The organism is Pseudomonas sp. SD17-1, from assembly GCF_029201585.1.
Classification (GTDB): Bacteria; Pseudomonadota; Gammaproteobacteria; order Pseudomonadales; family Pseudomonadaceae; genus Aquipseudomonas; species Aquipseudomonas palmensis.
This window is the reverse complement of the sequence record NZ_CP104044.1, coordinates 5,648,575-5,661,140: the sequence shown is the minus strand read 5'-3', so window position 1 is coordinate 5,661,140 and position 12,566 is coordinate 5,648,575. Positions and strand designations below refer to the sequence as shown.

Genomic DNA, 12,566 nt, shown 5'->3' with positions numbered 1-12,566 from the left:
TGGGCAGCGTGACGGCCAGCGGTTACCATCGCGCCTGCTTCAGGACGAAGGTGCCAAGGACGTGTCGACGAACAAGTACAAATCCGCGCAAGAGCGCCTGTGCGCCGCGGTGGACCTCAATTGCCCGGCATGCGGCCACGTCTGGTTGCCGAGCGAGGGCGAGCTGGAAACGCTCATGGGCGGGCAGCCGCTCACCTGTGCAAAGTGTGCGCAGGCACTGGTGTTGCCCGAGGCGGATCACCGGGCCATGAAGCGCCACCTCAGCCGTTCCAACTGGGCAGACCTGATCAGCGGGCTGGGCGTGGTGCTGTGCTTTATCGGGGTGCTCACGGTGCGCCATTACACGGGCGATCTGACCGCCTTCATGGTGGCGCTCTGCCTGGCGTTCGTGTGGTGGTTCATGAAGGAGATCGTCAGCGATTCGACCTTCCTGAATGTGCTGCTGCTGCCCTCGTCGGCAGAAGCAGCCGACACTACCCGTTCCCTTTAGGCGCCGGCATTGCTGGCGAAGGTCGCACCGCAGGCAAAAAAAAGGGCCCGGAGACAAAGTCCCTGGGCCCTCAAAAGGTGAGAGGTGTCTAGTCCCTCAACCTGGTGAGCGGTAGTACGGCGTCGGTTACGCTTTGAGCGGTACCAGACGCGGTGCAATCATGTTTTCCGGACGCAGGATGTCGTTGAGCATCGCTTCGTCCAGCAGGCCTTCCTCACGCACCAGTTCCAGTACGCCGCGGCCGCTTTCCAGCGCGATACGGGCAATACGGGTGGCGTTTTCGTAGCCGATGTACGGGTTCAGGGCGGTGACCAGGCCGATCGAGTGTTCGACCAGTTCACGGCAGCGCTGTTCGTTGGCGGTGATGCCGACGATGCAGTGCTCGCGCAGCATGTCCATGGCGCGTTGCAGCAGACGGATCGAGTCGAAGATCTTGTAGGCGATCAGCGGCTCCATCACGTTCAGCTGCAGCTGGCCGCCTTCGGCCGCGATGGTCAGCGCGATGTCGTTGCCGATGATGGCGAAGGCCACCTGGTTGACCGCTTCCGGGATAACCGGGTTGACCTTGCCGGGCATGATCGAGCTGCCTGGCTGACGCGCCGGCAGGTTGATCTCGTTGATGCCGGTGCGCGGGCCGCTGGACAGCAGGCGCAGGTCGTTGCAGATCTTCGACAGCTTGACTGCAGTGCGCTTGAGCATGCCGGAGAACAGCACGAAGGCGCCCATGTCGGAGGTGGCTTCGATCAGGTCGGCAGCCGGTACCAGCGGCTGGCCGCTGATCAGCGCCAGACGCTGTACGGCCAGGGCCTGGTAGCCCGGGTCGGCGTTGATGCCGGTACCGATCGCGGTACCGCCCAGGTTGACTTCGGTCAGCACTTCCGGCGCCAGGGTGCGCAGGCGGTTGAGGTCTTCGGTCAGGGTGGTGGCGAAGGCACGGAATTCCTGGCCCAGGGTCATCGGCACGGCGTCCTGCAGCTGGGTACGGCCCATCTTCAGTACGTGGCTGAACTCTTCACCCTTGGCAGCGAAGGCCTGGATCAGGCTGTCGAGGCTGGCCAGCAGCGCATCGTGACCCAGCAGCAGGCCCAGACGGATGGCGGTCGGGTAGGCGTCGTTGGTCGACTGCGCCATGTTCACGTCGTTGTTCGGGTGCAGGTACTGGTACTCGCCCTTCTGGTGACCCATCGCTTCCAGCGCGATGTTGGCGATCACTTCGTTGGCGTTCATGTTGGTGGAGGTACCGGCACCGCCTTGAATCATGTCGACCACGAACTGCTCGTGGAAGTCACCGCGGATCAGGCGGGCACAGGCCTCGCTGATGGCGGCGTGCTTGGCATCGCTCAGGTGACCCAGCTCGCGGTTGGCGTCGGCAGCTGCCTGTTTGACCATGGCCAGGCCGACAACCATTTTCGGGTAGTGCGACAGCGGCACGCCAGAGAGGTGGAAGTTGTTGGCAGCACGCAGGGTCTGGATACCGTAGTAGGCATCAGCAGGGACTTCGAGGGTGCCAAGCAGGTCTTTTTCGACACGGAACGATGCAGCAGCGGACATGATAGAGATCATCTCGAGTTAGGCCCGGCACATGCCGGAATGGCGCCAATCCTAGGCCTGCACGGATTTTGCGGCCAATGCTGTTGCACGCTAACCTATGCACAAACGGCATAACGTTCCATGTGACGCCAATTGACATTCGAGCGTGTACCATTTTGGTGCATGCCTGGAGAGCCCGATGAACCTCGAAAGCAAATGGCTGGAAGATTTCAGCGCCCTGGCCGCCACCCGCAGCTTTTCCCAGGCGGCGGAGCGTCGCTTCGTGACCCAGCCGGCGTTCAGCCGGCGCATTCGCAGCCTGGAGGCTGCGTTGGGGCTGACCTTGGTCAACCGCTCGCGCACGCCGATCGAGTTGACCGCTGCCGGCCAACTGTTCCTGGTGACGGCGCGCACGGTGGTCGACCAGCTGGGCGAGGTGCTGCGCCACTTGCATCACCTGGAAGGCGGGCAGGGCGAGGTGATCCAGGTGGCGGCGGCGCACTCGCTGGCGCTGGGCTTCTTTCCGCGCTGGATCGCGCAGTTGCGCAACGACGGTCTGAACATCGCCACGCGGCTGGTGGCGACCAACGTCGGCGATGCGGTGCACGCCCTGCGCGAAGGTGGCTGCGACCTGATGCTGGCGTTCTACGACCCGGATGCGGCCCTGCAGATGGACGCCGAGATCTTCCCCTCGCTGCACCTGGGGCACACCGAGATGCTGCCGGTGTGTGCAGCGGATGCCGACGGCAAGCCGCTGTTCGACCTGGAAAACGACGCCAGCGTGCCCTTGCTGGCCTACAGCGCCGGAGCGTTTCTGGGGCGTTCGGTGAATCTGCTGCTGCGCCAGCGCAACCTGCGCTTTACCACCATCTACGAAACCGCCATGGCCGACAGCCTCAAGAGCATGGCCCTGGAAGGCCTGGGTATTGCCTGGGTGCCGCGCCTGTCGGCCCGCGCCGAGCTTGAACGTGGCGAGCTGGTGATCTGTGGCGGTGCGCAATGGCACGTGCCGCTGGAGATCCGCCTGTACCGCTGCGCGCTGGTGCGCAAGGCCAACGTGCGCCTGCTGTGGCGCAAGCTCGAAGGCGGGCCGGCGACGGCTTGACTCCAGAGTCAGCCCGAAGCCCTGAAAAAGCCCGAAAAATAAGGCTTACAGTTGGTCGCCGGGGTGCATCAAACACACGGCTTTACGATATACTGCGCGGCCTTCGGTCGGTACACCCGGCCCTAATTCGCATAACAAGCCACGCCGGTCGTCCCTGCGTGGCTTGTTGTTTTTTGACGCGCCTGAAGGCGCCCAAGAGAAGAGGCTCGACGATGAGTGCACTGGTTGGCGTGATCATGGGCTCCAAGTCCGATTGGTCCACCCTTAGCCACACCGCCGATATGCTGGAAAAACTCGGCATTCCCTACGAAGTGAAGGTGGTTTCCGCCCACCGCACGCCGGACCTGCTGTTCCAGTACGCCGAAGAGGCCGAAGGCCGTGGCATCGAGGTGATCATCGCCGGTGCCGGTGGCGCTGCCCACCTGCCAGGCATGTGCGCCGCCAAGACCCACCTGCCGGTGCTGGGTGTGCCGGTGCAGTCGGCCATGCTCTCGGGCGTCGATTCGCTGCTGTCGATCGTGCAGATGCCGGCTGGCATCCCGGTTGCCACCCTGGCCATCGGCAAGGCCGGCGCGATCAACGCCGCGCTGCTCTCGGCGAGCATCCTGGGCGCCAAGCACCCGCAGTTCCATACCGTTCTGAAACAGTTCCGCGCTGAGCAGACAGACAACGTTCTGGACAATCCAGACCCGCGCCAGGCCTGAGGTCACACGCATGAAAATCGGTGTAATCGGTGGCGGCCAACTGGGCCGCATGCTGGCCCTGGCGGGTACCCCGCTGGGCATGAACTTCGCTTTCCTCGACCCGGCCCCTGACGCCTGTGCGGCCGCTCTGGGCGAGCACCTGCGTGCCGACTACGGCGACCAGGATCACCTGCGCCAGCTGGCCGACGAAGTCGACCTGGTGACCTTCGAATTCGAAAGCGTGCCAGCCGAGACGGTGGCCTTCCTGTCGCAGTTCGTGCCGGTGTATCCGAGCGCCGAAGCGCTGCGCATCGCCCGCGACCGGCTGTTCGAGAAGAGCATGTTCCGTGACCTGGGCATCCCGACCCCGGCCTTCGCCGACATCCAGTCGCAAGCCGACCTGGAGGCCGCCGTCGCCAGCATCGGCCTGCCGGCCGTGCTCAAGACCCGTACCCTGGGTTATGACGGCAAGGGCCAGAAGGTGCTCCGCACCGAAGCCGATGTTGTCGACACGTTCGCCGAACTTGGTAGCGTGCCCTGCCTGCTGGAGGGCTTCGTGCCGTTCACCGGCGAGGTGTCGCTGATTGCCGTTCGCGGCCGCGATGGCGAGACACGCTTCTACCCGCTGGTGCACAACACCCACGACAGCGGCATCCTGCGCCTGTCGGTGGCCAGCGAAGACCACCTGCTGCAGAGCCTGGCCGAAGACTACGCGAGCCGCGTGCTCGAGCAGCTCGACTATGTCGGCGTGCTGGCGTTCGAGTTCTTCGAGGTCGACGGTGGCCTGAAGGCCAACGAGATCGCGCCGCGTGTGCACAACTCCGGGCACTGGACCATCGAAGGTGCCGAGTGCAGCCAGTTCGAGAACCACCTGCGCGCCGTGGCCGGCCTGCCGCTGGGCTCGACCGCCAAGGTCGGCGAAAGCGCCATGCTCAACTTCATCGGCGAAGTGCCGGCGGTGGCTGCGGTCGTGGCTATCGACGACTGTCACCTGCATCACTACGGCAAGGCCTTCAAGGCCGGGCGCAAGGTCGGTCACGCCACCCTGCGCTGCGCCGACATGACCACGCTGGAGCAGAAGATCCAGCAGGTCGAAGCGCTCATCGCAGGCTGAGCGGAACCATTCCCGCCGCGCATCCCTCTGATGGCAGGATGCCAAAGCGCTGACTAGGCTTTGGCTCGTGCACTCAATTCAGAGGGAATGCCATGGGTATCATCGGAACCATCTTCATCGGCCTGATCGTCGGCTTGCTGGCACGTTTTCTGAAGCCGGGCGACGACAGCATGGGCTGGATCATGACCATTCTGCTGGGTATCGCCGGCTCTCTGGCGGCGACCTACGGTGGCCAGGCGCTGGGGATCTACCATGCGGGCGAGGGTGCTGGCTTCCTCGGTGCACTGGTGGGTGCAATCATCCTGCTGGTGATCTACGGCATGATCAAAAAGCGCTGACAGGGCGCTAGAATGCTCGGCAACTTTCCGTCAGTTGCCGAGCTTTTTTTCATGCGCCGAGTCGTACTGCTTACCCTGTTGCTGTGTAGTGGCCTGGCCCGCGCCGAGCTGCCCGAGACCGACTGGCTGGAGCTGATGCCCAAGTCGGACCAGAAGGCGCTGGAGCAGATGCCCGAGATCGACCACAACTCCCCCGAGGCGATGGGTACCTTTACCGAGAAGGGTGGCCTGAAGCAGAGCAAGGGCCTGCCGGCGGTGATGTATTCGAGCAAGACGGTGGCTGCCATGAACGGCAGGCAGATCCGTCTGGGCGGGTACCCGGTGCCGCTGGAAACCGACGCCAAGGGCAACAGCACGCTGTTCTTCCTTGTGCCCTATCCGGGCGCCTGCATCCATGTACCGCCACCGCCGCCCAACCAGCTGGTGCTGGTGCGTTATCCCCATGGCCTGAAGCTGGACGATATCTACACGCCGCTGTGGGTCAGCGGCACGCTGAAGGTGGAGAAGGTCAGCAATGACCTGGCCGATGCGGCGTATGCGCTGGATGCGGGGAAGGTGAGGGTGGTGGAGGACTCCGACCTGTAACCGCGCCGTCTGCATCGCGGGTCAAGCCCGCTCCCACAGGTACAGTGCTGCCCTCATGATCAGTGCTATGCCCGGTGGGAGCGGGCTTGACCCGCGATAGCGGTCTAGAGCGGTTCGCTGCCGATACTGACACTCAGCGAATGGGTCGCCCCGGGCGCAAGTTCCACCACGTCATCCCACACGTTTGCCGTCTCGATGCACAGCATCCGCTGCCAGCCGTCATCGGCCATGTCCGTGAGCTGCGCGGCGCGGTCCACCCATGGGTTCCAGATCACCGCCGAACGCGAACCCTGGGTACGCAGGGTGATACGCCGGTTCCAGCCCGGGTCGACGATGCTCAGACGCTCAGGTGCCTGCAGGTAGATGCGGTCGGTTTCCCCGGCAAACCCCAGGTCGCCCTGCTGGGTGCGTTGCTCCCAGTCTGCCAGCGTCTCGATGTAGGCCAGCCCGTCCACGCCTTCTACCCGCGCGCCACGCACGTCGCTGACTGCAAAGTAGCTGTGCAGCGCCTGGCTGAGGGTGACGCTGCCACTGCCCAGGTTGTGGCTGTCGAGGGTCAGCGCCAGTTCCTCGCCGAGCACGATGCTCAGTTTCAGTTCCACCGTGTGCGGCCAGCCGGGTAGCTCCCCCAACGCCTGGGGTAGCGTGAAGTCCACGCGTACCGAATCCGCACTGCTGTCGATACCCAGCAACTGCCAGTCACGCCCGCGCACCAGCCCGTGGGCCGGGGCCTCGGCGCCGTGGAACATGGCCTGAACGGCCGCTGGGTTGCGTTGCAGGTTGCCGAACCAGGGCCAGCACACCGGGGCACCGGCGCGCACCGATTTGCCCTGCCTGAAGATCGCCTGATCGCTGAGCCACAGCAGCGGCGGCTCGCCCACGCGCTGGTAACTGAGCACCTGTGCGCCCTGCTGGGCAATCAGCAGCTCGGCGCGAGGCGTGGTGATACGCCAGCAGGCAAGCTCGCCATGCTGTTCGACTTCTACCTTGGATGTGGACATGCGTTGCTCTCGAAGGGTGGCCTACGAGGTCTTGGACCTCGCGCAGACCCTCGAGTTTAGCGCGCCCCAGGCTCAGCGACGAGGCGGCACCGAGCGGGTGCGGCCGCTGCCGTCGATGGCGACGAACACGAACACCGCCTCGGTGACCTTGCGCCATTCACTGCTCAGCGGGTCGTCGCTCCACACCTCGACCATCATCTGGATCGAGCTGCGGCCGATTTCCAGGGTCTGGGTATAGAAGGACAGTTGCGCGCCCACCGCCACCGGCACCAGAAAGGCCATGCGGTCGATCGCCACGGTGGCGACGCGCCCGCCTGCGACTCGGCTGGCCATGGCCGTGCCGGCCAGGTCCATCTGGGCGACCAGCCAGCCGCCGAAGATATCGCCGAAACCGTTGGTTTCACGGGGCAATGCGGTGATCTGCAAGGCCAGGTCGCCTTGCGGAATAGGATCTTCTTGTTCGAGTTCAATCATGCCGGGGGTGCCTCTGACCCGTAACGCTTCGTTGGTTTGCGCTGGTGCGGACGCCGCGAAAAACGATTCAGCACGAACATACTACGCTGCTTCGCTCTGCCGTGCGGCGAAGGGAAACTCTGCGAAACCGACTAAGCATACCTAGCGGCGTTTTCGCACAACATCCCACACAAGGCGTAACCGTTTGATACGAGCGGCCAGTATATAGAGCCGCGCGTGGGGCGACGACCATGCGGTCATGATTATCTGCCCCGATTATGTCGATCCATGTGCTTTTTCGAACAATTTGCTATCGTTCGACCTCCTGACAGGCCGGGGCCAGCGCTGCCGCGGCCTGATTTGCCAATAAGAGACGCTTCGATGACCTCCGTGCCCCCCTCCATAGAGCAGCCCTCGCGGCCGCTCACCCGCAGTGACTACAAGACCCTGTCGCTCTCCGCCCTGGGCGGGGCGCTGGAGTTCTACGACTTCATCATCTTCGTGTTCTTCGCCGCGGTGGTGGGCAAGCTGTTCTTTCCGGTCGACATGCCCGAGTGGCTGCGCCTGATGCAGACCTTCGGCATCTTCGCTGCCGGCTACCTGGCGCGCCCGCTGGGCGGCATCGTGATGGCCCACTTCGGCGACCTGCTGGGGCGCAAGAAGATGTTCACCCTGAGCATCTTCATGATGGCCGTGCCGACCCTGATCATGGGCCTGCTGCCCACCTACGCGCAGATCGGCATGTGGGCACCGATCCTGTTGCTGCTGATGCGCGTGATCCAGGGCGCCGCCATTGGCGGTGAAGTGCCGGGTGCCTGGGTGTTCGTGTCCGAACACGTGCCGGCGCGCAACATCGGCTACGCCTGCGGCACGCTGACGGCGGGCCTCACCTCGGGCATCCTGCTCGGCTCGCTGGTCGCGACCCTGATCAACACCGTGTACACCCCCGAGCAACTGAGCGACTACGCCTGGCGGATCCCGTTCCTGCTCGGCGGCGTGTTCGGCCTGTTTTCGGTGTACCTGCGCCGCTGGCTGCACGAAACCCCGGTGTTCGCCGAGATGCAGCAGCGCAAGGCATTGGCCGAGGAAGTGCCGCTGCGCGCGGTGCTGCGTGACCACCGTGGCGCCATCGTACTGTCGATGCTGCTGACCTGGCTGCTGTCGGCCGGCATCATCGTGGTCATCCTGATGACCCCGACCGTGTTGCAGACCCTCTACGGCATCAGCGCCACCGAGGCCCTCAAGGCCAACAGCCTGGCCATCGTGCTGCTGAGCATCGGCTGCATCGTGGCCGGGCGCCTGGCCGACCGCTTCGGCGCCGGGCGCGTGTTCATCGTCGGCAGCCTGGCGCTGCTGGCCAGCTCCTGGAGCTTCTACCACAACCTGGCGGCGCACCCTGAGTGGCTGTACCCGATGTACGCCGTTACCGGGCTGTGCGTGGGCATCGTCGGTGCGGTTCCTTACGTGATGGTGCGCGCCTTCCCGCCGGTGGTGCGTTTCAGCGGCCTGTCGTTTTCCTACAACCTGGCCTACGCGATCTTCGGTGGCCTGACCCCGATCATGGTCACCTCGCTGATGAAGTTCAGCCCGCTCGGCCCGGCCTACTATGTCGCCGGCATCTGCACCCTGGGCCTGCTGGTAGGCATCTACCTGCTGCTCACCAAGCGCTGAAACCCCGCCCCGCGTCCGCTATAAAGGCCATCCCTCGAACGAGGTGATGGCCTTTCATCTAATTGTCACATTCAGTTCATAGAGTAGTCATACGGCCTGCAGATACTTGGGCCCGATCCATCTACCCCCAATTCCTGCTAGGAGTAAGGCATGAAACTGAAGCGTTTGATGGCGGCCCTGACCTTTGCCGCCGCTGGCGTTGCGACTGCCAACGCAGTTGCCGCTGTTGATCCTGCTATTCCGACCTACGTCAAAACCACCGGCGTATCGGGCAACCTCTCCAGCGTCGGTTCCGATACCCTGGCCAACCTGATGACCCTGTGGGCCGAGGCCTACAAGAAGGAATACCCGAACGTAAACATCCAGATCCAGGCCGCCGGCTCCTCCACCGCGCCACCCGCGCTGACCGAAGGCACCGCCAACCTGGGCCCGATGAGCCGCAAGATGAAAGACGTCGAGCTGCAGGCGTTCGAACAGAAGTACGGCTACAAGCCGACCGCCATCCCGGTCGCCGTCGACGCCCTGGCCGTGTTCGTGCACAAGGACAACCCGATCAAGGGCCTGACCATGGCTCAGGTCGACGCCATCTTCTCCTCCACCCGCCTGTGCGGTGCCAAGGCCGACGTGAAAACCTGGGGCGACCTGGGCGTGACCGGCGACCTGGCCAACAAGCCGGTCCAGCTGTTCGGTCGCAACTCGGTATCCGGCACCTACGGCTACTTCAAGGAAGAAGCCCTGTGCAAAGGCGACTTCAAGCCTAACGTCAACGAACAACCTGGCTCGGCGTCCGTCGTGCAGTCGATCAGCAGCTCGCTGAACGGTATCGGTTACTCGGGCATCGGCTACAAGACCGCCAGCGTGAAAACCGTGGCCCTGGCCAAGAAGGAAGGCGGCGCGTTCGTCGAAGACAACGAAGCCAACGCCCTCAACGGTACCTACCCGCTGTCGCGTTTCCTCTACGTCTACGTCAACAAGGCCCCGAACAAGCCTCTGGCCCCGCTGGAAGCCGAGTTCGTCAAGCTGGTGCTGTCGCAGGCCGGTCAACAGGTCGTGGTGAAAGACGGTTACATCCCGCTGCCCGCCAAAGTGGCCGAGAAAGCGCTGGCCGACCTGGGCCTGAACCACGCCGCCAAAGGCGTCGCTGCAAACTGAGTGTGAACGGGCGCGCCCTGCATTTGTGCGGGCCGCGCTGCAAATTGCGAGTCCGCTGCCAGGCATGCCTGAGCGGCGGGCTTTTTTGCGTCACTGCATTGTCATGTTTTTGTCATACGGGACCGCTAGGGTGAGCGCATGAATGATCTGGCCAACTCCACCATGACCCAAAATTCTCCCCCCGTGCGGATTGATTTCAATACGCCCGAGCTGCAACGCAAGCGTCGCCTGCGTGCATTCAAGGACCGCCTGACCCGCTGGTATGTACTGGTGGGCGGGCTCGCCGTGCTGGCGGCGATCACCTTGATCTTCTTCTACCTGGCCTACGTGGTGGTGCCGCTGTTTCAAGGCGCCGAACTGACCACCAAGAAGGCCATGACCCCGGCCTGGCTGACCCAGGACGCCGGCAAGCCGCTGATGATCGCGCTCGAAGAGCAGAACCTGGTCGGCATGCGCGTCTCGGACAAGGGGCAGGCGCTGTTCTTCGACACCAAGACCGGTGCCGAGCTCAAGCGTGTCGACCTGCCGGTACCGGCCGGCACCCAGGTGACCTCGATCGGCGCCGACCAGCCGGGCAACCCGCTGGTGGTGCTGGGCCTGTCCAACGGCCAGGCACTGGTGTTCAGCCACAGCTACAAGATCACCTACCCGGACAACCACAAGACCATCACCCCGGCCATCGACTACCCCTATGGCCAGCAACCGTTCGCCCTCGGCGATTCGGGCCGTGCCCTGGAGCACGTGAGCCTGAACGTCAATGGCGACACCCTGGTGGTGGCCGGCTCCAGCGGTGCGCAGTTGCAGGTACTGCAACTGAGCCGCGAAGAAAACATGATGACCGGCGAAGTCACCAGCGAGCAGAACCACATCGAACTGCCGCAGATGACCGAGGCGGTCAAGGCGATCTTCATCGACCCGCGCCAGCAGTGGTTGTACGTGATCAACGGGCGGGCCCAGGCCGATGTGTTCAGCCTGCGCGACAAGAGCCTCAACGGTCGTTACAAGCTGCTCGACGACGCCGATGCCGAAGTCACCGCCAGCGCCCAGCTGGTGGGCGGCATCTCGCTGATCATCGGTGACTCCAAGGGTGGCCTGGCTCAGTGGTTCATGGCCCGCGACCCGGACGGCGAGCAGCGCTTCAAGCAGATCCGTACCTTCCAGATGGGCAAGGCGCCGATCGTGCAGATCGATGCCGAAGAGCGCCGCAAGGGCTTCGTGGCACTGGATGCCAGCGGCAAGCTCGGCGTGTTCCACAGCACCGCGCACCGCACCCTGCTGGTGGAGCCGATGGCCGAAGGCGCCGGCGTGCTGGCACTGTCGCCACGGGCCAACCGCCTGTTCGTCGAAGAGGGCGGCAAGCTGATCCCGGCCAGCCTGCGCAACCCGCACCCGGAAGTGTCCTGGAGCGCGCTGTGGAGCAAGGTCTGGTACGAGAACTACGACGAGCCCAAGTACGTCTGGCAGTCCACCGCGTCGAACACCGACTTCGAGCCCAAGCTGAGCCTGTCGCCACTGACCTTCGGTACGCTCAAGGCCGCGTTCTACGCGATGATCCTGGCCGCACCGCTGGCGATTGCCGCAGCGATCTACACCGCCTACTTCATGGCCCCGGGCATGCGCCGCAAGGTCAAGCCGGTGATCGAGCTGATGGAGGCGATGCCCACGGTGATCCTCGGCTTCTTCGCCGGGCTGTTCCTGGCGCCGTACCTGGAAGGGCATCTGCCCGGTGTGTTCAGCCTGTTCGTGGTGATGCCGTTCGGCATCCTGCTGGCCGGCTTCATCTGGAGCCGCCTGCCGGAGTCGATCCGCCTGCGTGTGCCGGATGGCTGGGAAGCGGCGATCCTGATCCCGGTGATCCTGTTCACCGGCTGGGGCGCGCTGACCCTAAGCCCGTTCCTCGAAACCTGGTTCTTCGGCGGCGACATGCGCCTGTGGATCACCAATGACCTGGGCATCACCTACGACCAGCGCAACGCCCTGGTGGTCGGTATCGCCATGGGCTTTGCGGTCATCCCGAACATCTACTCGATTGCCGAGGACGCCGTGTTCAGCGTGCCGCGCAGCCTGACCCTGGGCTCGCTGGCACTCGGCGCCACGCCGTGGCAGACCCTGACCCGCGTGGTCATCCTGACCGCCAGCCCGGGCATCTTCTCGGCGCTGATGATCGGCATGGGCCGCGCGGTGGGTGAAACCATGATCGTGCTGATGGCCACGGGCAACACCCCGGTCATGGAAATGAACCTGTTCGAAGGTATGCGCACCCTGGCGGCCAACGTCGCGGTGGAGATGCCCGAATCGGAAGTCGGTGGCAGCCACTACCGCGTGCTGTTCCTCGCCGCGCTGGTGCTGCTGATGTTCACCTTCGTGATGAACACCTTGGCCGAGCTGATTCGCCAGCGTCTGCGCAAGAAATACTCGTCGCTTTGATAGAAAGGTAGAGATCC

At 64.1% G+C, this 12,566-nt stretch carries 12 protein-coding genes; 9 read left to right on the top strand and 3 right to left on the bottom strand.

Annotation, left to right across the window (positions count from 1 at the left end; all coding sequences use genetic code 11):
- Window positions 1-61: 61 nt before the first annotated feature.
- A complete protein-coding gene (locus N0B28_RS25950) occupies window positions 62-490 on the top strand; it encodes a hypothetical protein (protein WP_058541954.1) in 429 nt (142 codons plus the stop codon).
- A gap of 126 nt (window positions 491-616) precedes the next feature.
- On the opposite strand, the gene aspA is transcribed toward N0B28_RS25950, so the two are convergent.
- Window positions 617-2,041 (bottom strand): aspartate ammonia-lyase, encoded by a 1,425-nt coding sequence (gene aspA, locus N0B28_RS25945; RefSeq protein WP_043861534.1) that lies wholly within the window; start codon window positions 2,039-2,041, stop codon window positions 617-619.
- A gap of 178 nt (window positions 2,042-2,219) precedes the next feature.
- On the opposite strand from aspA, the gene N0B28_RS25940 reads away from it, so the two are divergent.
- From N0B28_RS25940 to N0B28_RS25920, 5 genes are all read left to right on the top strand, one after another.
- Window positions 2,220-3,125: a LysR substrate-binding domain-containing protein gene (locus N0B28_RS25940; RefSeq protein ID WP_043861535.1), complete on the top strand. Its 906-nt coding sequence runs from the start codon at window positions 2,220-2,222 to the stop codon at window positions 3,123-3,125.
- Between the two features lie 212 nt (window positions 3,126-3,337).
- Window positions 3,338-3,829 carry a 5-(carboxyamino)imidazole ribonucleotide mutase gene (purE, locus tag N0B28_RS25935; protein WP_054916459.1) on the top strand — a complete coding sequence of 164 codons (492 nt, stop codon included), beginning with the start codon at window positions 3,338-3,340 and terminating at the stop codon, window positions 3,827-3,829.
- Window positions 3,830-3,839: 10 nt separating this feature from the next.
- Window positions 3,840-4,922, top strand: coding sequence for a 5-(carboxyamino)imidazole ribonucleotide synthase (locus N0B28_RS25930; RefSeq protein ID WP_078481438.1), 1,083 nt, complete (start codon window positions 3,840-3,842; stop codon window positions 4,920-4,922).
- A 92-nt stretch (window positions 4,923-5,014) separates the two neighbouring features.
- Window positions 5,015-5,260, top strand: coding sequence for a GlsB/YeaQ/YmgE family stress response membrane protein (locus tag N0B28_RS25925; RefSeq protein ID WP_043861538.1), 246 nt, complete (start codon window positions 5,015-5,017; stop codon window positions 5,258-5,260).
- 51 nt (window positions 5,261-5,311) lie between these two features.
- Complete coding sequence (locus N0B28_RS25920) at window positions 5,312-5,845, top strand: DUF3299 domain-containing protein (RefSeq protein ID WP_043861581.1); 534 nt, start codon at window positions 5,312-5,314, stop codon at window positions 5,843-5,845.
- A 104-nt stretch (window positions 5,846-5,949) separates the two neighbouring features.
- Here the strand turns inward: N0B28_RS25920 and N0B28_RS25915 are convergent, their stop codons facing one another.
- Window positions 5,950-6,846 (bottom strand): D-hexose-6-phosphate mutarotase, encoded by an 897-nt coding sequence (locus tag N0B28_RS25915; protein ID WP_213606581.1) that lies wholly within the window; start codon window positions 6,844-6,846, stop codon window positions 5,950-5,952.
- A 72-nt stretch (window positions 6,847-6,918) separates the two neighbouring features.
- Entirely contained in the window at window positions 6,919-7,320 is a 402-nt protein-coding gene (locus N0B28_RS25910; protein WP_009402429.1) for an acyl-CoA thioesterase, read from the bottom strand.
- A gap of 360 nt (window positions 7,321-7,680) precedes the next feature.
- Between N0B28_RS25910 and N0B28_RS25905 the strand changes: the two genes are divergently transcribed.
- From N0B28_RS25905 to N0B28_RS25895, 3 genes are all read left to right on the top strand, one after another.
- Window positions 7,681-8,970, top strand: coding sequence for an MFS transporter (locus N0B28_RS25905; protein ID WP_043861540.1), 1,290 nt, complete (start codon window positions 7,681-7,683; stop codon window positions 8,968-8,970).
- Between the two features lie 150 nt (window positions 8,971-9,120).
- Entirely contained in the window at window positions 9,121-10,122 is a 1,002-nt protein-coding gene (locus N0B28_RS25900; RefSeq protein WP_043861541.1) for a phosphate ABC transporter substrate-binding protein PstS, read from the top strand.
- A 138-nt stretch (window positions 10,123-10,260) separates the two neighbouring features.
- Entirely contained in the window at window positions 10,261-12,549 is a 2,289-nt protein-coding gene (locus N0B28_RS25895; RefSeq protein ID WP_043861542.1) for an ABC transporter permease subunit, read from the top strand.
- Window positions 12,550-12,566: the final 17 nt, after the last annotated feature.

Coding starts and splice junctions, on each gene's coding strand:
- aspA (WP_043861534.1), bottom strand. CDS start 2,041: ATGTCCGCTGCTGCATCGTTCCGTGTCGAAAAAGACCTGCTTGGCACC.
- N0B28_RS25940 (WP_043861535.1), top strand. CDS start 2,220: ATGAACCTCGAAAGCAAATGGCTGGAAGATTTCAGCGCCCTGGCCGCC.
- purE (WP_054916459.1), top strand. CDS start 3,338: ATGAGTGCACTGGTTGGCGTGATCATGGGCTCCAAGTCCGATTGGTCC.
- N0B28_RS25930 (WP_078481438.1), top strand. CDS start 3,840: ATGAAAATCGGTGTAATCGGTGGCGGCCAACTGGGCCGCATGCTGGCC.
- N0B28_RS25925 (WP_043861538.1), top strand. CDS start 5,015: ATGGGTATCATCGGAACCATCTTCATCGGCCTGATCGTCGGCTTGCTG.
- N0B28_RS25920 (WP_043861581.1), top strand. CDS start 5,312: ATGCGCCGAGTCGTACTGCTTACCCTGTTGCTGTGTAGTGGCCTGGCC.
- N0B28_RS25915 (WP_213606581.1), bottom strand. CDS start 6,846: ATGTCCACATCCAAGGTAGAAGTCGAACAGCATGGCGAGCTTGCCTGC.
- N0B28_RS25910 (WP_009402429.1), bottom strand. CDS start 7,320: ATGATTGAACTCGAACAAGAAGATCCTATTCCGCAAGGCGACCTGGCC.
- N0B28_RS25905 (WP_043861540.1), top strand. CDS start 7,681: ATGACCTCCGTGCCCCCCTCCATAGAGCAGCCCTCGCGGCCGCTCACC.
- N0B28_RS25900 (WP_043861541.1), top strand. CDS start 9,121: ATGAAACTGAAGCGTTTGATGGCGGCCCTGACCTTTGCCGCCGCTGGC.
- N0B28_RS25895 (WP_043861542.1), top strand. CDS start 10,261: ATGAATGATCTGGCCAACTCCACCATGACCCAAAATTCTCCCCCCGTG.